This window comes from Legionella lytica, assembly GCF_023921225.1.
In the GTDB taxonomy this organism is placed as follows: domain Bacteria; phylum Pseudomonadota; class Gammaproteobacteria; order Legionellales; family Legionellaceae; genus Legionella; species Legionella lytica.
The window spans coordinates 369,392-389,215 of record NZ_CP071527.1 but is presented as its reverse complement, the minus strand read 5'-3'; the positions used below and the strand labels follow the sequence as shown (position 1 = coordinate 389,215).

The window sequence follows — 19,824 nt, the reverse complement described above, 5'->3', positions numbered from 1 at the left end:
CGATTTTAAACAATAAGGTGCTTTAAAATGAAGAAATGGATTGTACTGGCAGCATCAAGCCTTATGGCAGTGAACGCTCATGCAAAAGAGTTTTACTGTGGCTATAAAGATTATTTTCGTTTAAGCGATGACACACACCCAGAGATTCATATTGTCAATGCATTTAGCGATCAAGATATTATTCTGCAAGTGATTGGTCCACGCAGCTTTCTTATCAGAGATTCTTATCAATGCAAAAGTGGATATGCCCATGTTACTGTCGCCTATGATGCAGAAAATTGGTGCGTACTTGACATCAAAGATGGTCCCTACATGAATCACCCTAGAGTAAACGCATCTTGCAATGGTATTCGTTATCTTGAAACTGAATATGATGGCTGGGGTAGCTATTCCTATACAATTAAATTGGATTAACAGTCCGTTCTTACGCGCGTCATCTCGAATACAGTGAGAGAGCTCCTGAATGAGGTATCTGTAGTAGCATGCTACATTCAGGAGAGCCTTCATCGTAAACGCCTAGGGTGACGCAGTTATTGATACGTCCTCCTTCCTAGCTTAGACTTGACAAGAACTGATCAATTAAATAACATATCAATCCAAATTTAATCATGAGAAACAAAAATGACTGACTTTTTCCGTAGTCGCCAATCAAAACAATTAGTAGGAGATGTTGGTGTTGGCGCTCTTAATGCTGCAAAAAATGGGGTTTTTGGCGGTCTTTTAATTGGTGCTACTATTCCAACTGTTGGCTCTCTCGTTATGACTGCAAGTGCTGCAGCTTTAGGCGGAGCGCTTTTGGTTGTTCCAGCAATGATGGCCTATAAGGCATTCATTAATGCTGACTATTTCGATCAATCTAGCTCTTTTCTTGACTTCATGGAAAATACTGGCTTCAGAGCGGCCTTTGCTTTTACTGCAGGTTGTATGGGAGCTGCTATTTTAGGAACAGCAATACTCCAAGTGGGTGTAGCCTGCCTCGCGGCTTCACTCACGTTCAGCCTTCTTAACAAAGTAACGCAAATGATTATTGGGGCAACAACCAATGCTTATTCCGCAGAACCGCAGTTAGTGGCACGAGTAACCGCATAATCCATCACTTACTCGTAGTAATGTAACCCTGGTTGCTTGCAACCAGGGTTACTTTTATGCATTTTTAGTTCCTTTAGCCTTAGTCACATCAAAAGACCATCCTCCACCTAACGCTTTAATCAACTGCACACTAGCGATTTGTCGACGCGTACGAATATTGACTGAAGCAAGTTCGGACTGCAATGCAATATTTTCAGCAACCACAACTTGTAAAAAGGTCACTAACCCCCCCTGATAGCGATATTGCTCTTGAACCCAGGCACGCATTGCCGCTCGAGTCGCAGCATCCTGCGTTACACGCTCCTTATCCAATTGCTTCATCGCAATAAGATTATCCTCAACATCCTGGAATCCCGTTAAAACCGCCTTCCGATAAGCTGCTACAGCAGCAAAATAATCAGCTTTGGCCTGATTTAATAAGCTGCGTAATCGCCCCCCATCGAAAACGGTAACTTCGGCAATTGGTTGGATAAGCGTTAACAAACTCAAGGGCCCAATAGACCAAAACACGCTGGGCTTAGAAATTAGATTCCCTATAGAGCGACTTTGAAAACCACCACTTCCAGTTAAATTAAATTGCGGAAAAAAGGCCGCTCGAGCAACACCTATACTGGCATTAGCCGATTGCACTCGATGCTCAGCCGCCACAATATCCGGTCGACGCTCTAATAAGGTTGATGGCATATTCGGCGCAATAGCTAAGAGTTTCTTCGGGAGTTTCGCTGGAGCTAAAGAAAAATTAGAGGGAATCTCCCCTACTAACACAGCAATGGCATGTTCCAACTGCGCTCGATTTAAGCGCATCTCTTCTGCCATAGTTTTGGCATTTTGCAGTTGTGTTTCCGCCTCATCCACATCAGCAATAGGAGCCGCTCCTCCTTTATGACGTTGTTGAGTTAAATAAAGCGCCTTCTTATAAGCAGCAACGGTTTGATCTAAAATACGTTGCTGTTCATCACTGCCCCTTAACGCAAAATAATCACTAGCAAGCTCCGCGTGTAAGCTCAGATGAATCGCAGCCACATCAGCAGCACTAGCCTTCGCCGTCTGAGCGGTGGCAACGATTTGATTACGAACAGCTCCCCAGGCATCAAGCTCATAACTGAGATAACCACCTGCTAAAAATTGATTATAAACAAAAACCGTAGGCGGATTTGCAACCGTGCGTGAGTTTTGCTGCCTGTCCCCGTTGAATAACCCCTGCAATGTAGGGAAAAGGGCTGCGCGCGCAACTTGAGCTAACGCATAAGCATCCTGATAGTGGGCAAATGCTATTTTTAAATCTTGGTTCGCCATCGTCAAGCGCTCTTCCAAATCATTAAGAATTGGATCATTAAAGGCTTGCCACCAAGCATCCGGCTTAACCAACCGCGGTTTGGCCGTTACTTTTTTCCAAGTTCCAGTCTCTTTAAAATGCTCCGGAACAGGCATGAACGGGCGCTCATATTTTGGTGCCAGTGAGCAACCGGCTAAAACCCAAACCATTAAACTAGAAATACTCAGTTTTTTCATGAGGCTACCCGTACCACTTCATCATTGGAAATTGAATCCGGGGGATTTAAGACTATGCGTTCCCCAGGGGTCACGCCGGTAGCAATTTCCACTTCAGCACCAAAATCGCGACGGATGGTTACTGATTTTAATTGAATCTTATTGTTTTTATCGACCACCGCAACCTGTAAACCTGCTGCTTGGAAAATTAAGGTATTAACCGGCAAACGCACCGTATTAGGTGGCAGCGGAAAGGTAAACCAAACTTCGGTATAACTACCCGATAACATCAACTCCTCTTTATTTTCTGCCGTAAATTGCGCCAACAACGTGCGTGTGTTCGGATCAATGGCTCTAGCCGTCTCGAACAATTTCGCCATAAACACTTTATTTGGATGTTCTGAAAAATGTAAGCTGACCTGCATGTCGTCTGTCAGGCGGGTGGATAAATTTTGCGGTACCTTGACATAAATGCGCAGCGGATTTGTTTGCGCAATACGAAATAAAGGTTTCGCGGTGGTACTACTGCCCTCATTAATCAAAGCACCTATGTCGGTAGCACGCGCAGTAATTACTCCATCAAAAGGTGCGATGACTCGCTGAAACCCAACTAACTTGTTTAAACGCACAAGGTTTTCTTTGGCAGAAACCATTGCGGCTTGCAGCGCCTTCGCACTGCTTACCTTCTCATCGGTTTCTTGCTTGGATACCGAATCGGTTTTTAATAAATTCACCCAACGCTTTGCGGTAGATTGAGCGAGAGTACTGTTAGCAATTGCCGTATTTAAATCAGCTACGGCTTGACGCTGTTGAGCATCAAGTTCTGGCGTTTCAATTTCAGCAAGTAAATCACCAGCCTTAACATGACTACCAATATCAACATACCACGTTCGCACATAGCCATTCGTACGCGCAAAAATAGGAGCTTCATGCCAGGCCCAAACGTTACCTGGCAAAATAATTTTGTCTGTTCCCTTCGCCGTCGTTGCCTCAAGAACCCGCACTACAGTGACCGCCTCGGCAATGGTGCGGTTACGTAAAACAATGGCGGCATGAATGCGAAAGATAATCAGCAACAGCACAATAAGTAAGAAAATAGCAATGCCGATCACATAATGACGATGCCGTTTGTCTTTAAGGTGTAATTGCATTTTTTCAAACATTTTTGTTCCTTTGCTTCGTCTTCGCGTTCAATTTACGCTCGTGAATTACATAAAAAACCGTCGGCACAAAAAAGAGCGTGGCTATAGTTGCAAACGATAAACCACCGATTACCGCCCTTCCTAAAGGTGCATTTTGCTCGCCACCATCACCCAAACCCAAAGCCATAGGTAACATGCCGATCACCATGGCAGAAGCAGTCATTAATACAGGACGCAAACGGGCTCTTCCTGCTTCAAGTGCAGCCGTAAAAGGATTAGGCGTGGTCGACAAATGATCTCTGGCAAAACTAATGATCAAAATACTGTTGGCAGTGGCCACCCCCATACACATAATTGCCCCAGTCAATGCTGGTACACTTAACGGGGTATGGGTTAAAAACAACATCCAGGCAATTCCAGCTAATGCGGCAGGTAATGCAGTAATGATGATAAAAGGATCCAACCAAGATTGAAAATTAATAACAATCAACAGGTATACCAGTAAAATAGAAAATGCTAAGCCCCAATAAAGACCTGAAAAGGCATGAGCTTGGGTATCTATTTGCCCTCGAATCGCAACCGAAGAACCTTTAGGCAAATCTTTTTTGGTCTCATTCAATACCTTTTGAATGTCCTTAGCCACAGCGCCAAGATCACGGTCTTGTATTGAGGCAAAAATATCAATTACCGGCTGCACATTATAGTGGGACTCAACGGCAGAGGTCCAAGTGCGCTTGACCTGACTCACCGCTCCTAAAATTTGTACTTGGCTTGGCAGGGTTAAGGTTCCAATAGGAAGATTCTCCAAGGCCTGTAGCGAATTCATCACATATTGTGGTGCTTGCGTAACTACTGGATATGAAACGCCATTCCGAGGATCAAGCCAAAAAGTCGGAGAGGTTTGAAAGCTTCCGGATAAACTAATTAATAAATCCGATGCAATATCCGATTGAGTAAAACCGATTTCTTTAGAAAGGCTCCGATCCACATCAACCAATAAAGTCGGATAATTATCTGCTTGCCGAGTACGCACATCAGCAAGGCCAGGAATCAATTTAAGTTTACGCATCAACTGATTCGCATATTGAGCATTCTCTTTTCTTTTTAAGCCAATAATTTGAATATTAATTGGTGAGGGTAGCCCAAAGTTAATAATTTGATTCACAATATCTGCCGGTAAAAAAGCAATGGAGACAGAGGGAAACTCATTATTTAAAACCGTTCTTAATTTACGAACATAATCAGGGCTAGGACGATGCCCCTCTTTTAAGGAAATTAAAATATCCGCATCTTCAGGCCCAATCGTTGCCGAGTTACTGTAAGACAAGTTAATACCACTTACTGGCAAGCCTATATTATCCACAATACTATCTAGCTCATCCGCGGGAATAATATGGCGAATTACGGTATCCACGTTATCAACGAGGCGAGCAGTATCCTCAACCCGAGTTCCGGTTGGGGCTCGTATATGCAATTTAATTTGTCCAGCATCTACATTTGGGAAAAAATCAGAACCTAACCACGGCCAGAGCAAAAATAAGGAAACCAAGACAATAGCTAAAAAACAAGGAATAAAAAACTTTGCGTTTTTTAAAGCCGAAGCAAGCAAATCACAATAGCGCAGACGAAACTCTGCAAATTTATGTTCAAAAGCCTCATGCATACGCACGAAACGATTGCTGCTTGCAGGTTTATCTGCGGACAAATCATGTTTCTTTAATAGATATTTGGCTAAGGTAGCAACTAAGGTCCGTGACAAAATATAAGACATCAGCATGGCGAAGACAACGGCTTCAGCCAAGGGAACAAATAAATACTGCGCAACACCCCCTAAGAAAAACATGGGTACAAACACAATACAAATACATAAAGTAGATACTAACGCGGGGATAGCAATTTGTTTCGCGCCATCCAAAATCGATTGTTCTACTTCTTTGCCTTGCTCCAAATTCCAATTAATATTTTCAATCGCAACCGTCGCATCATCAACTAAGATTCCTACAGCCAGAGCCAATCCACCTAGGGTCATAATGTTAATGGTTTCACCCAACGCAGAGAGAATGGTAATTGAAGCAATGATTGATAAAGGAATTGAGATCGTAATAATAAAAGTACTACGAATGCTACCTAAGAAGAGTAAAATCATCAGTCCAGTTAATGCGGCAGCAATCATCCCTTCCATAATAACCCCTTGAATCGCCGCCGTCACAAAGATTGATTGGTCCGCGAATTGCGTCAAATTTAAGCCTTCCGGCAAAATATCTTTAACTTTAGGCAACAACTCTTTGATTTGCTTAATAATATCTAAAGTAGATGCATTACCTGATTTTTGAATGGACATCATTACTGCACGCTGTCCATCCACCCGTACGATATTCGTCTGGGGCGCAAACCCATCTCGTACATGGGCGACATCACGAATAAAAAGCACTCGTCCAGGAGTAGATGCAACCGGAAAATCATTCATTTGATCAACAACAAGTGGGCTGCCATTAAGTTTGACAATGTACTCATAAGAACCAATCTTTTGAGTCCCCGCAGGAACAATTAAGTTTTGTGCTCCAATTGCCGCATTAATTTGTTGAGCCGATACGCCATAGGTTTGCATGGCTTTGGGATCGAGATCGACTTGAATTTGCCGAGTTTTCCCACCATAGGGAAAAGGAATTGCAGCCCCCTGCACTGTCGCAAGCTGTGAGCGTAAAAAGTTATTCGCTAAGTCATTCAGGTTTTGCTCGGGAATAGTTGCGCTGGATAATACTAATTGCAATACAGGTACTGTTGATGCTTTATAATTTAGAATTAATGGCGGTAATGAGCCTGGGGGTAGGTTTTTTAATATAGTTTGGGAAATCGCCGTTACCTGGCTTAGAGCCACATCAATATTGACCCCGGGATGGAAAAACAATTTGGTAACACTGACACCAAGCAAGGATTCCGATTCAATATGCTCAATATCATTAACCGTAGTCGTTACGGCTCGCTCAAAAACACTAGTGATGCGGTTCCCCATTTCATCAGGCGGCAAGCCTGTGTAATTCCACACTACACTAACGACAGGAATATTAATATCTGGAAAAATATCGGTAGGAGTGCGCATTATTGTTAATGGGCCAATGATGAGTAGCATCAGCGCTAAAACAATAAAGGTGTAAGGTCGCGACAGTGCAATCCATACAATCCACATAAAACAGTCCCTGTCACATCAAGTAAATAGCTTAGCAGTATAACAATAAAATATGGGCAAAATAAGATTTTGCGAGCATTTTAACCCGCATAATCAAGGTATTACTAACTTAAGTCAATAATTTGCCCACAACGAACAAATCCCCGAAATCCATGGGTACTTATATCGGGCAAAGCCCCATCATTATAGTGGTAAAGCCACATTTTTGACCTAATTTCGGGATCTAAAGTGGTTAACTGCTCAAAATGAGCATGCACGCCACTGGGTGTCAACAAAGTTTCACAATCATGAAACACAATAGTGGCTTCTTCATAGTATTTTTTAAACTGGTCAGGAGTAAATTGCGTGTCCGCAGTGATAAAAAATTTCTTTTCTTGGTAGGTGATATCCAAACCATAACATGGCATTAAACAGCCATTGGAATGCACGTGGACGGTTTTAATCAAATTTATTTGTAACCCCTCCCATTCAAAGCATTGTCCATTAGCAACCGTTTGCACCGAAAAGAAATCACCCAATGTTGCATCAACCTCATTCAGGGTTTTTAAACCACCACTAAGCGAATGCTCCCAAAGCATATCAGCCAACTCTTCATGCACAATCAGCAAAGGCTTTCCATTATGCGACACAAACTTGCGTTGTAGTGCAAACCACTCCATACCACCCACATGGTCTGCATGCAAATGGCTAATATAAACCGCATCGATCTCTTCAGCAGTATAATTGGCTTTAGTTAATGAAAAGCGAATATCGGTACCACAATCAATTAATAGCTTTTTGCCATTATCTGTAAGAAGCAGCATATTGGATTGATAATTCAAAGGATCGCTACCCAATCCACTTGCGGTGCCTAAAAATAATAATTTCATTAAATAATCCTAATTAATACTGCTTGTCCTAAATGAAAAAAATACAATTACTTACTCTTAAAGAATAGCATTTAAAATTAGTTATTAAAAATACCCTGGTTAGCACAAAATAGTCTATCTTTTTAATAATAACTAGCTGTTTACACACGGTTAATGTGCATGAAATTAAATTTGAAAAATACTCGGCTTATCAACTGCTTTTTTTTCTTTTTGGCAATTACGCTAATTTGCCTAATTTATTGTTTATTTAAATTAAAATACTACTCCGCACAAGAAATGTTCATCGAGTTGGATCGCCACAAAGCCTATTCAATCGCCGATGAATTACGCCAAAGCTCGGATGATTTAACCACTATGGCTCGTCTTTATGTGACAACCAGCAATAAAAAATACCGAAATTATTATGAGCAAGTCTTAGCAATACGTAATGGTCTGGCACCCCGCCCGGTGAAATATGACGAACCCTATTGGGATTTAATTATTGCCAACAAAAGCCCCAAAGACTATCAAACACCTAAATCTCTGGCAGAAATGATGTTAGAACATCATTTCACCTTAAACGAGTTTGCCCTTCTGGCTAAGGCTGAAAATAAAAGTAATACATTAACGCAAATCGAAATAAAGGCGATGAATGCCGTAGATGGAAAATTTCAAGACAGCTCAGGACATTACAACATCCAGGGAAAACCAGATCCAGATCTGGCGCAAAAACTGCTCTTTAATGATGAGTACATGAATACCAAAACGGAAGTCATGCAACCCATTCGGGAATTTTTTGCACAGGTCAACTCACGCGTTCAACGCACCATTCTCAGCATTGAGGCCCAAGTACAGCATACCATTTCCATATCCTTAGGGCTTGCATTTTTATCAACAATCATCATGATATTTTCGATAGTGCAAACTCTAAGATCTTTATCTAAAGCCAATGAAGAAAATGACTTGCTGCTGCTCAATATCTTACCCGAATCAATCGCCTCTCGCCTTAAGTTAGGTGAGCAAAACATTGCGGATGAATATCCTCAAGCAAGTGTGATGTTTGCGGACATTATTAATTTCAGTGAATTAACCGACCAATTAGGCCCTAAAAAAACAGTCACCATTTTGAACAAATTGTTTGCAGAACTCGATAGTATTACCGAGCAATACCATGTAGAAAAAGTGAAAACGATTGGTGACAACTATATGGCAGTTTCTGGTGTTCCCGTGCAAACCACTCGCCATGCTATAAATATGGCAAATTATTCTCTTGCTGTTTTAGAACGTATGCACGCCTTTAACATATCACAGCAAATGAATCTGCAATTTCGCATAGGTATGACCTATGGAACAGTAATTGCGGGAGTAATTGGGCATAAGAAATTTTTATACGATGTCTGGGGCAACGTAGTCAATTTAGCCAGTCGCTTAGAAAAAAGTGCTCTGCCTAATAAGATTCACATCTCGGAAAAGATGGCTTTTATGCTGGAGGAAGAGTTCATTATTGAACCTTATGATACGATTACGGTAAAAGGTTTTGGGCCGATAAAGACTTATTTTTTGTTAGGTAAAAGAGACGATGTCGTAGGTGAAAAATAGTAGAGAATCTGCTCTGTTCTCAATAGCTTGTAGGTTTGGCCATAGACCAAACCCACATTTTACAATCAGCAATTAATGGCAGCGCCGACAGATCCCATAAATATTTAACTCGTGATCGGTCATCCTAAAATTAGCACGTTCAGCAATCTCTTTTTGCCGTTGTTCGATAATCTCATCAACAAATTCTTCGACATAACCGCACTTCACACAAACTAAATGATCATGGTGCTCGCCTTGGCTTAATTCAAAGACAGAATGACCGCCTTCAAAATTATGACGAGTGACTAAGCCGGCATTTTCAAATTGGGTTAACACACGATACACCGTCGCCAGGCCGACGTCTTCACCGGTTTCTAATAATGCCTTATAAACCCCTTCAGCGCTTAAGTGATGATTGCTAGACTGTTCTAAAATCTGCAATACTTTTAAACGCGGTAAGGTTATTTTTAATCCGGCACTTTTTAATTGCTTACTTTCATCCATCGATGCTCCTGGTTCGACTATTTTCTCTAAGATCACGAAGTTCTATATACCTTGCAGGTGTCTTTCAGTAAATGACGTGCTATTATGGCGAAATTTTTCACGGTAGGCAAAAAAATGAGAATAATAGCTTTACTCCTTGGTATTTTATGTACCTTAACCCTAACTCAATGCACCTCCTTTGACTTTGCACGTCGAATAGCTCAGCAAGGAAACTTATTACCTGAATCCAAGCTAAAACGTTTAAAAGTTGGCATGAGTAAGAATGATGTTGCCATCTTGATGGGTACCAGTTTATTAAGCCCTACGTTTAATAATGACCGTTGGGATTATGCCTATACTTGGCGCCGTGGCCATGGCAATATGACGATGAAAAGAGTGAGTTTGTATTTCTCTCACGGAACCTTGAAACGGATCGAACGAATCTAATTTCACGTAGGTCGGGCCCATGGCCCGACGCTCACCTATCTGAATCCATTGAGTCAGATAACAATTAAATATTTGCCAAATAAAATGTCGGGCCATAAGCCCAACCTACACCAAATTTTTTATTTACTTCTTTCCTCGAGCTTTTTGTCGTCGGTTCTCTTTAGGATCCAAAGATAAAGAACGATAGATTTCTACTCGATCCCCTTCTTTAAGTACCGTGTCTAATGCCACTTGTTTCGCATAAATTCCGACCGGCATATCTATAGTTTCTGGATGAGAATGATGTATTCCTGAGGCATGCAAAGCATCAGCAACGGTTGCACCTGATTGCAACTCCAGTCGCTGATGCACTGTTTGCTGTTCCCTATCAATATAAACGAGCTCAACCTTCACCATAAATTGCCCTTGCCCGTTCACAAAATGAATCAACCATTTTATCAGTTACTTGTTCAAAAACCGGACCAAGCAACATAGAAAACATGCGGCCAGCAAATTCAAACTCTAAGTCAAAAGAAACCCTGCACCCCTCATCAACTTCGTCAAAACGCCAAAACCCTTCCAAGTGGCTGAATGGGCCATCAACCAGACGAATTTCAATCATCTTATTAATTTGCAAACGATTACGGGTCGTAAAGGATTTACTCATCCCTGCAGCACCAATCACCAATGTTGCCTGTACTTCGTCTTCATCACGATGATGCACCACACTTTCTGCACAATACGGTAGAAACTGAGCATAATGTTCTACTTCATTTACTAAACGAAACATTTGTTCGCAGGAATAACCTACGGTTCTTGATTTTTTTACTATTGTCATAAAAGACTCCCAGGAGCGTGCTGGCATAACCAAAGGCTTATATCTCTAATTTCATCCATGCACACAGAATGCTCCATAGGATACTTGTGATCCGCAAGATAGGTGTAACCATTGTTTAACAACCAATCTTTACTCATCTCAACCCACTTCGGTAATACTAAAGGATCAAATTGTCCTGATCCCATAAAAATCGGCGTATGCTTATCGAGCTTGGGTCTATTGTGATCCGCTAAAGGCAAATATGCTGATAAAGCAATAACCCCTCCCAAACGAGCAGGGGTATGCAGTGCAGTATGCAAAGCCATTGCCCCACCTTGAGAGAATCCCGCTAAAAACAGTTGTTCAAAAACAAAACCATCACGTAATTGGGCATCCATCACTTCTCGAATGAGGGATTCTGACTGTTCAATGCCTTCCTTATCTTGTCGGTCAACCAATTCCATTCCTAGAATATCATACCAAGCCGGCATTACCATGCCATTATTGAGCGTCACTGGACGCACCGGCGCATTGATAAATACATGGCGTAACGCCACATCCCCTGCCACCAATTGATCAGCCAAGCCGACCATATCAGAAGCATCAGCACCCAATCCATGCATCCAAATGACACAGGCTTGTGCTGGAGCTTGGGGCTCTTTCATATAAACACTCAAAATGTTCCCCTTAATGCAAAAGGCAAATTATCGCCAATGCCTCAGCACAGTGCAAGTTATCCCAAGCCAATATTTACAGGAAAAGCCTTTTTCGATAAAAATTTATTAGTAATCAAACCGTATCAAAAAGGAGCAAAACAAATTAAAATCTGTTTATTTTATTGACAATCCTGTGTTACAATAGTCTACTGTGTTTTAAGAGGTAGCAAAATGCCAGGCAGCAAAGCAAAACCATTTCTCCTTACTATGTTGGGTACAGATACCAAGCTATCTCCCACTACTAAAAAAATAAAAAAAGAACGTGTATTACAAAAAGGAGAAGTGGTTAGTGATTATCCTAAAGGAGAATCATTAAGTTTGGTGAGCATGCAAGTTCAGGTGGAAGGTAAGGCTGAGATAACTCAAGGCCCCATCCCCTATAAAACCGATGAAGTTACGGTTGTTAATGGTCCTACAACAAGTGGCGCAAACGTCGGTGAAAAAATTGGTTTTGGTGTTGCGGAAATATTACTCGCAATTGCTCGTGGCCAACTACCAGTTAATATCATTGCCCATAGTAGAGGTGCAGTTGAATCCACGTTGATTATGCATGAAGTACAGGCAATACAAAACATGATTGCTGCCTGTAACTCGATTGATGAAGTCATTGCTGAGTTATTCCGTCAACAAACTGAACGGCATAACGCAAAAAAACCGATTAATAACACTCCAGACATTATCGCCCATTTAAAAGCGCAATTACAGCTCATTCCTCAAGAAGAACGCGAAACCTGGTTTGAATCGTTAAAAAAGAATATACCCAATGCCTCAATTAACTTTTTTGGTATTGATCCAGTCCCTGGAGATTGCTTTCCCATAACCTGGTATGACAATCGTTATTTTACCATCCCCCCGATTGCTAAAAATGTGCAAATTCTGTATTACGAAAATGAACATTCTTCCTTAGGATTTACACCAGCATGGATTCAACCCGAATCACCAGAACAAAAGTTTGTATACCATACTATTCCGGGTCATCACGGTACAGGCTCTGCTGGAAATAATGGCTCACAGCAAAAAGTGGTCATGACCGATCCATCGGTAAAAGCAACGCATGTTCAGAAATTACTAATTTATAAATTGCTGGACTTCTTAAACCAACATGGGGTCAGCTTTAAAGATCTGAGCAGCGAGCTTTTTCAGAAGCACACGGCTTTAGGACGAAAATATGCGATGATGCTAAAGGATGACGATCTTAGTGAAATTTCCGATATTTTTGAAGATCTAGAGCTAGACGATGTCCAGCTTGATGTATCAGATAAAATCGATGAGCATAGCGAACAAATCAAACCAGTCGTTAATGCAGCATCGACTAACGATAAAAAAATTGATGTCGCTAAACTTAATTTCCCAGCCATCTTCCGCGAGCTTTATGACAAAATCGCGCTAAACCGAAAAGCATATGAGGCATTTAATAATACCTGTTATATTATGATGGGAGTTACGCCTCAGCGTCGAATATTGCGCAAAGATGATTCCGGTAAAACAGACCATACTTATGGATTTCTTACTGATGCTATTTCCATTAACTCCGGTTTTGTTAATGATGAGCATGCCACACTAATAAAAGAATATTTTTTCAGCATGTTCCAATTAGATCGCGCCCCCGAAAATCTTGCTGCAATAGTTAATGAAGTTAGTGCCGTCTTAGAAAAAAATATTAAGCCTCTGGCCGATCACGATCAAATCGAGGATCTAACCAACAGTTATATACTAGTAGATAACAAAAATGCAAACCTACGCGATAAAGCAACACGGGACGTAGTGAGCAAAACGTTTGGTGGGGTCATTCAATTAGTGAGCACTCACTATCTGACTGTTGATTGGAGTTCTGCAGATAAACAAGCAGAAAAGCAACAACTATTTGATGCCATTATTAACCTGCTTCACAAATTTAAAGAGTTATCTGCGCTGCAAGATGTTATTGCACAAACCTTTGTTTCTGAGTTGACCGCACTGGCTGTATCTGGAATTGGCGATACACTGGAAGATCAATATCAAATATTGACTAAAAGCTATGCTCGCATTAACGAGGCTACAGACAAAAGATTACAACGTTTTTTTCATGATCTAAGCACTCAATTTGCTGTCAACGGCACTAACTTCGCGATAAATGAGGCAGTTGCAGAAATCATTGAGTCACCTGCATACAACGAATTGGCAGACCATCCTCCCGCGCTTAAAATCGCCTACATCTTTGAACAGCTAAGCACAATGAATGGCTGTGCAGAACTAATCGTAAAAATCGAAGAAAACTTTAACCAACACCACTCAAAAATTGGCTCCAATGAAGAGAATGACAACGACACCGATATCATTGAAGAACTCGCTGGAAATTTTGTAGAGCAATATGCTGATAGTATGGACGCTTTTGCAAAGCTCCACGAACAAATACAAGTCTTTATGAATGATTTAAGTGCCTTAAGTAATCTTGTTCCTGAAAAGACAGGCGACTTTGGTGTTTATGTACTCAAACTTCGCCAAAACTCACTTACGTTAGTTGAGCGAGCTGCGCAAAAGTTTTACTATGGTCATCACCTCGATGAGCTTCCCCCTATTGCGAGAGCGGGAACCTTTGCAGAATTAGTAGAACGTTATGCTATTGAAAATTACGGCATCGTCGATCGAGCTAAAGAAAATCAAATCGCATTAGAAAATGAAAATGAACAATTACGTCTCGCGAATGGACAGCTAAATAATGACAAGAGCGAGTTACAAGATCAATTAAATACAACGAATGAAGAAAATGCTAACGTAAAAAGGCAAATAAAAAAGAAAACCCAAAAAAACCAAAAGTTCCAGGCTGCATTAAATAGCGAAGAAGAGGCAAAAAACCTTTTACTCATCAGCCAAAAGTTAAGACCATTAACTGAAGATTACTTGCGAAAATTAGAAAACTCAACCAGCGACGAAAATGGGACCAGAAGCAAGAAAATAGAGCATCTTAACGCATTGCTAGAGAGCTTAAATGATACGGTTACACACCCCAAGCCCTCGAAGCGAGTAAAAGAATTTTATGACAAATTAAAAGTCGCAACACAAGAGCTGGACAAACATCGTGATAAAGACTGGATACGCTATGTGAAAAATACCGTTATTGCTAGCGCTATTTTAGTGACAGCGGTTCTTCCTGGACTGCTCTTCCTCCTAGCCTATGTAAAAATTACGGGTAACTCTCCTTACTTCTGGGCCTCTCAAGGCAGCTCTTTTGTTAATGAGTTGAATAAGGTTCGCCCATTACCCTCAGCAGCAAAGGAAACCGGGGAAAGAGTAGTTGAAAATAATGAGGAAGAGGTGGAAGTAGTCGTAAATAACCCTCTTAATGCCTCGGTATAACTCGCTCATTATTAAGGCTTTTCCGATATAAATGCCCGTATATCAGAAAAGCCGCCCCCTTTTAAATCAAGGCTTGCATTTACTAGTCATGTCAAGGCTGCCAATCCTAAATATAAATAAAAAAAATTACTGCAGAATCAAAAATGTAGTGCTAGACTTTAGTTCGAGTGGGCTGCAGTGTGTTCCACGGATAGCTATTTTAGATTGATTATTTGTATTAATAATAAAAAAAGTTTAAAGAAGGATGGTATTAAATATGGAAGCAACTAAACGTACATTTTTACGCACTACTCTTGCTGTTGCATTAACTTCTGGCGTTGTATTTGCTGCAGCCGCTGCGCCAAGTTCAGGACAATTAGTAGTTGTTAACAGCTTAGGTAACGTAAGCACTACAAATACTGGGGCATCTGCTTCTAGCTTTTCTGTGGTAGTATCCGATAGTTCTGGTCCTTGCTCAACCACTGCAAGTGTTGCTTATAACGGTACTGTAACTGTTAAATGGAATGCATCTGCGACTCACAGTACTACTTCTTGTACTGACATCACTAGCGTTGCAGTTACTCCACTTAAAGCTACTGTAGGCTCTGTTTCAACCATTATATATGACAATGTAACAACTACAACCGTTCCAGCAACTACTGCTACTGGAGCTGTTACTTTCACAGCGCCAACAACAGCTTACCCCAATATGGTGTTGATTGTTAATGGTAGTGGAACTCCTGCATCTGCTGTAACTGCTACCGCGACTGTATGGGGCGTGGGTGCTGCTGCAGCTCCAGTATTTGATGCGGGTAACGGTTCATTAACTACTGTGGGTGTTCCTGGTGCTATGGGTGCTTATGGCTTGAAAGCGGAAAACATCATGAGACGTTATGCTATTCTTCCAATGCAAGCAGCAGCAGAATAATAATATTAATTAGCTGCAACACCTCAGCTCAGAACGATGCTCCATTTCATTCTGAGCTGAGGCTCAAACCAAATAAGTTTTACGGGCGATTGAATGAAATATATTAGTTTACTCTTGGTTGCCTTCTTGGCAATATTGACTATTGCTGGCTGCGGTCAAAAAGGCCCTCTCTATTTACCACAACCTGAAACACAAAATACCAAAACCACTAACTCAAAATAAACGATATGGGTATAAAATTTACTAAAATGCATGGTCTAGGCAATGATTTCATTGTCATTGATGGTGTTAATCAAAAAATTGATCTAAGCCCCGAGCTCATCTGCATGCTGGCACAGCGTCATACAGGCATTGGTTTTGATCAACTGTTACTTATTGAACCAAGCAATCGTGCAGATATTGATTTTAAATACCGTATTTTTAACGCAGACGGCCACGAGGTTGGGCAATGTGGTAACGGAGCGCGTTGTCTTGCCGCATTTGCGAAACAGTATGGCCTGACCTCAAAAAATAGTTTAACGGTTGCCACCTCTACCACGCAAATGCAATTACAGATTAATACCGATAATAGCATTCGTGTTGATATGGGAATCCCGCGCCTGGCTCCTCAAGATATTCCCCTAATTGCTGAGCATCAAGCAGAAGCATACACCATAAACCTGGAAGACGGAGAGACCGCAATTGTTCATGCGTTGAGCGTTGGCAATCCGCATGCTGTTTTATTAGTCCATGATGTCGAAATGGCGCCAGTTCATTCTCTAGGTCAACAAATTAGCCATCATCCACGTTTTCCTGAGCAAGTGAATGTAGGCTTTATGCAGATTATTAGCTCACGGCAAATCAAATTAAGAGTTTATGAGCGTGGCTGTGGGGAGACACTAGCTTGTGGCAGTGGAGCAGTTGCTGCAGCAGCTATTGGCCGCTTATATCATCAACTCGAACAACAAATAACCGTTTCCTTATCTGGTGGTGATTTGACTATTGACTGGCCAGCCTTTGATAAGCCCATTACCCTAACAGGGCCTGCAACGTTCGTCTATGAAGGAATGATTCTATCCATATGACAGCCAAGGTTACAAAGCGTCGCTGGCGATGTATTCAGCGACCTGTCGCCATGACATACGGACTCATACGCGCCCTCATTGTCAAGCTATTACTCACCCCTCCTCTAATCAGCTTGTGAATTTCCTATATCCGTTAATAAAGAGACAAAGAACAGAGCAAAGTGCCATAATATGACCATGTAGAGCATATTTTTTACTTGGCTTAATAAAGCATATCAATTTTGAGACTCATATGGGTTCGAACAGCGGAAAATCCCTGTTTGGCGAAATCACCAATTTCAAGCCAATTTTAGAGGAGATTGTTAAGCCGTTTGCTAAATTCGAACTGGGACATATGGAGCATTTTGAAATAATTAAGCCCAAAATTGAAGCCAGCCCAACGAAGAAGGAGCTAAAGGTGCACTGTCGTTGTTGGCGATGAGCCCCCCCCTTTTTCCTCCCCACTTTTCGTATCCTCTTTGGCAAAAAAACTATCGTTAAAACCTTTTACCATCCAGCCCCAAGTGGATTGTGCACCCTGAACCAATTGTGCAGAATAAGCAGAAAGGGTGTCTTTAGTTACTGTCATCACCTGGTTCACATCCGTGACGACATTTGTTACAACCAACAGCTCATCATTTAGCTGCGGTAGAGGAGTATTATATTCTGCGGCAGCGCGTATTAATTTATCAGGGCCATCGTTTATTTGCTTTATTAATAGTTCGGTCTCGCTTAAAGGACGTAATCTACATGATAAGGCTAATAGGCGAAAATGATTTTCCATAAATGGGCCTTGGTTGCATTTTAACCAAGCATACAGTCTGAGCTGGTTTTCATTGTGATGAACGACGTAGTTGAATAAAGCTTGTACCTTCATACGGATTTCAAATTCATCACTTGGTGAGTCGGAGAATGCATATCGCGTTAAGGCTCTAGCCAAGGCTTCAAATTGTCCCTGAGTTAATGCGGTAGGGGGCTCCATTTCTTTTAAGAGCACTTGAATATCCTTTTCTATCGGTAGCGTTGTTTCAAGCGGTGAGGGATTCGCCACGCTGACTGCTGCTGGCATCATCGATTCTGGAATTACGTAAATAGGGTTCTTGGGCGTGAAAAATCCGCTCCAGCCATAAAACCAACATCGTTTAATGTATTTGATTAAACCAGAAAAGGGTCCATTGCGATTGCAAAGCTGAAGCTCAAATTCCGCTTCAGCCTGAGCCTGTCGCACGATTTGAATAATATCTTGGTCTATGATGGTTAAATCATTTAATGCCCATGAGCATAGATTAACAATCACTTGATAATTACTTTCTCCTCCCATGAAACCAAAATGGCGTAAGGTTGCGCTTGCATCATATAGAAACAATTTTTGGGTAATTCGCTCATTATAAGGTACAGCCTGTTGCAGCACCGCAGAGAATATTGCGTCTTTAAGGCGAGAGTCTAATTGATCGTTATGCAGTAAAAAAATTAGTCGCTGACTTGCTTCGCTCTGCCTCGACGCTCTTGTTTCAGTAAAATGACCAAGATAATCATTAATTAATCGCTCAATAGGTTTTATATCGCCGCGATAATGGATAAGGAAGTACTCGAAAAAGTTAATGGATTGATATTTGGCAAGAAACTCATTTACAGTCGTTTCCATTTCATCATTCAGTAATTGAGATGGATTCGGAGCATCATCAAGAACCACATGTTGTATTATCTTTTGTATATTGAGACGCCCGTTATGGTATAAAGGGTAGGTGCTACCAGCTAATGCATTCGTTTTTAAATAGGCACAAAAATAATTACTGGTAAGTTCACGCGTCCTAACTTGAATCTCTTTAAGCTCTGAAACATTTTCTAAAGCCAACAATAACTCGATTGCTTCCGCAGAAAAGACATGATTGGCGTGAAGTAAGCTGTTCGTAACTTGTTTAATAAATGAGGTGTATGCCTCGTAATAATGCCCATTCAGATAAAGTTTCATTGCCAAAATCAAATGAGACTCTTTATTGATCAGCAAAAGCAATTTTTTAGGTAGCGGATGAAATAAAGGTAAGTGCTCGATAATTGTTGAGGTAAGTAATACTTGCTTGCTTGATTCCTGCTCTTTTATGGCATCAATAATTTCTGAATAAATGACCTTCATTAAATGAGCTAATACATAATGTGCATTGGGTAAGAAGGCATAGTGCCGTACCCAATAAAAAATTAACTCTCGGTGCAAATATTTATGTAATAAAGCTTGGACCTGGGTGGTGCTTAATTGATGAAAATGAGGGATAGAGCAAAGTAAACTTACCGCGGCCTCTGGATCTAATTTGTTAATGAGTTCCGTAGTAAGTATCGTTACATCAAGTTGATGGACCCAGGCATTCAGGCGAGAGGGTTCCGTACGGGATTCTTTAAATGCAATTCGGCTTAGCACCGATTCACCTTTTAAATTAATTAAATAATCACTTTGTCCTAAAAGACGCACGATTAACAAGGTTCGTACTTTTGGCTCATGCATTACATTAATTAATTCAATTAATTCTTGCGGCGTAAATTCATTTTCTTCAAGCGTGTGTATAAATTTGAGTTGCGAACTCGCGTTGCTGTTAATTTCAGCTATGTAAGCCTCATTCCCTAAAGCTGCTTTAAACAAGTCTATTTTTCCAGGCATGCAACTCTCCCGTTGGCCTATATCGCAATGTGAGGCTTAGCAAACCCCACATTAATACTCCTTTTTCAGAATAGCTGTTTGAAAAAAAAACGCAATAGTTCCGCTTAGTTA

Annotated in this window: 17 protein-coding genes; 8 read left to right on the top strand and 9 right to left on the bottom strand. The window is 41.1% G+C overall.

Going from position 1 to position 19,824, the window contains the following annotated elements; translation table 11 throughout:
• Positions 1–27 precede the first annotated feature (27 nt).
• Both J2N86_RS01690 and J2N86_RS01685 read left to right on the top strand, forming a co-directional pair.
• Positions 28–414: a hypothetical protein gene (locus J2N86_RS01690; RefSeq protein WP_252580491.1), complete on the top strand. Its 387-nt coding sequence runs from the start codon at positions 28–30 to the stop codon at positions 412–414.
• Between the two features lie 207 nt (positions 415–621).
• On the top strand, positions 622–1,089 hold the full coding sequence (locus J2N86_RS01685) for a hypothetical protein (RefSeq protein ID WP_252580489.1): 468 nt from the start codon (positions 622–624) through the stop codon (positions 1,087–1,089).
• 54 nt (positions 1,090–1,143) lie between these two features.
• Here the strand turns inward: J2N86_RS01685 and J2N86_RS01680 are convergent, their stop codons facing one another.
• From J2N86_RS01680 to J2N86_RS01665, 4 genes are all read right to left on the bottom strand, one after another.
• Positions 1,144–2,601: an efflux transporter outer membrane subunit gene (locus J2N86_RS01680; protein WP_252580488.1), complete on the bottom strand. Its 1,458-nt coding sequence runs from the start codon at positions 2,599–2,601 to the stop codon at positions 1,144–1,146.
• Entirely contained in the window at positions 2,598–3,743 is a 1,146-nt protein-coding gene (locus J2N86_RS01675; RefSeq protein ID WP_252580486.1) for an efflux RND transporter periplasmic adaptor subunit, read from the bottom strand. The genes J2N86_RS01680 and J2N86_RS01675 overlap by 4 nt, the downstream gene beginning before the upstream one ends.
• Positions 3,736–6,909, bottom strand: a complete 3,174-nt coding sequence (locus J2N86_RS01670; protein WP_252580484.1) for an efflux RND transporter permease subunit — start codon at positions 6,907–6,909, stop codon at positions 3,736–3,738. The genes J2N86_RS01675 and J2N86_RS01670 overlap by 8 nt, the downstream gene beginning before the upstream one ends.
• A gap of 104 nt (positions 6,910–7,013) precedes the next feature.
• Positions 7,014–7,778: an MBL fold metallo-hydrolase gene (locus tag J2N86_RS01665; RefSeq protein ID WP_252580482.1), complete on the bottom strand. Its 765-nt coding sequence runs from the start codon at positions 7,776–7,778 to the stop codon at positions 7,014–7,016.
• Between the two features lie 159 nt (positions 7,779–7,937).
• Between J2N86_RS01665 and J2N86_RS01660 the strand changes: the two genes are divergently transcribed.
• Positions 7,938–9,356 (top strand): adenylate/guanylate cyclase domain-containing protein, encoded by a 1,419-nt coding sequence (locus tag J2N86_RS01660; protein ID WP_252580480.1) that lies wholly within the window; start codon positions 7,938–7,940, stop codon positions 9,354–9,356.
• A 72-nt stretch (positions 9,357–9,428) separates the two neighbouring features.
• On the opposite strand, the gene fur is transcribed toward J2N86_RS01660, so the two are convergent.
• Positions 9,429–9,839: a ferric iron uptake transcriptional regulator gene (gene fur, locus J2N86_RS01655; protein ID WP_252580479.1), complete on the bottom strand. Its 411-nt coding sequence runs from the start codon at positions 9,837–9,839 to the stop codon at positions 9,429–9,431.
• Positions 9,840–9,923: 84 nt separating this feature from the next.
• Here fur and J2N86_RS01650 point away from each other — a divergent pair, with 84 nt between their 5' ends.
• The gene (locus J2N86_RS01650; protein ID WP_252580477.1) at positions 9,924–10,265 is read left to right on the top strand and encodes an outer membrane protein assembly factor BamE; all 342 of its coding nucleotides are present in this window, start codon (positions 9,924–9,926) and stop codon (positions 10,263–10,265) included.
• A 123-nt stretch (positions 10,266–10,388) separates the two neighbouring features.
• Here the strand turns inward: J2N86_RS01650 and J2N86_RS01645 are convergent, their stop codons facing one another.
• Genes J2N86_RS01645 through J2N86_RS01635 form a run of 3 tightly spaced genes read right to left on the bottom strand, consistent with a single transcriptional unit; the run spans position 10,389 to position 11,726 of the window.
• Complete coding sequence (locus tag J2N86_RS01645) at positions 10,389–10,661, bottom strand: RnfH family protein (protein WP_252580475.1); 273 nt, start codon at positions 10,659–10,661, stop codon at positions 10,389–10,391.
• The gene (locus J2N86_RS01640) at positions 10,648–11,082 is read right to left on the bottom strand and encodes a type II toxin-antitoxin system RatA family toxin (protein ID WP_252580473.1); all 435 of its coding nucleotides are present in this window, start codon (positions 11,080–11,082) and stop codon (positions 10,648–10,650) included. Before J2N86_RS01640 ends, J2N86_RS01645 begins: the two co-directional genes overlap by 14 nt.
• The gene (locus J2N86_RS01635; RefSeq protein ID WP_252582317.1) at positions 11,079–11,726 is read right to left on the bottom strand and encodes an alpha/beta hydrolase; all 648 of its coding nucleotides are present in this window, start codon (positions 11,724–11,726) and stop codon (positions 11,079–11,081) included. The genes J2N86_RS01640 and J2N86_RS01635 overlap by 4 nt, the downstream gene beginning before the upstream one ends.
• A 222-nt stretch (positions 11,727–11,948) precedes the next feature.
• Here J2N86_RS01635 and J2N86_RS01630 point away from each other — a divergent pair, with 222 nt between their 5' ends.
• The 4 genes from J2N86_RS01630 to dapF all read left to right on the top strand — a co-directional run bounded on the left by J2N86_RS01630 (position 11,949) and on the right by dapF (position 17,084).
• Positions 11,949–15,113 (top strand): hypothetical protein, encoded by a 3,165-nt coding sequence (locus tag J2N86_RS01630; protein WP_252580471.1) that lies wholly within the window; start codon positions 11,949–11,951, stop codon positions 15,111–15,113.
• Between the two features lie 256 nt (positions 15,114–15,369).
• Positions 15,370–16,020: a hypothetical protein gene (locus J2N86_RS01625; RefSeq protein ID WP_252580469.1), complete on the top strand. Its 651-nt coding sequence runs from the start codon at positions 15,370–15,372 to the stop codon at positions 16,018–16,020.
• 93 nt (positions 16,021–16,113) lie between these two features.
• Positions 16,114–16,242 carry an LPS translocon maturation chaperone LptM gene (lptM, locus tag J2N86_RS01620; protein WP_252580467.1) on the top strand — a complete coding sequence of 43 codons (129 nt, stop codon included), beginning with the start codon at positions 16,114–16,116 and terminating at the stop codon, positions 16,240–16,242.
• Between the two features lie 5 nt (positions 16,243–16,247).
• Positions 16,248–17,084 (top strand): diaminopimelate epimerase, encoded by an 837-nt coding sequence (gene dapF, locus J2N86_RS01615; RefSeq protein WP_252580465.1) that lies wholly within the window; start codon positions 16,248–16,250, stop codon positions 17,082–17,084.
• A 391-nt stretch (positions 17,085–17,475) separates the two neighbouring features.
• On the opposite strand, the gene J2N86_RS01610 is transcribed toward dapF, so the two are convergent.
• On the bottom strand, positions 17,476–19,713 hold the full coding sequence (locus J2N86_RS01610) for a hypothetical protein (protein WP_252580464.1): 2,238 nt from the start codon (positions 19,711–19,713) through the stop codon (positions 17,476–17,478).
• Between the last annotated feature and the right edge of the window lie 111 nt (positions 19,714–19,824).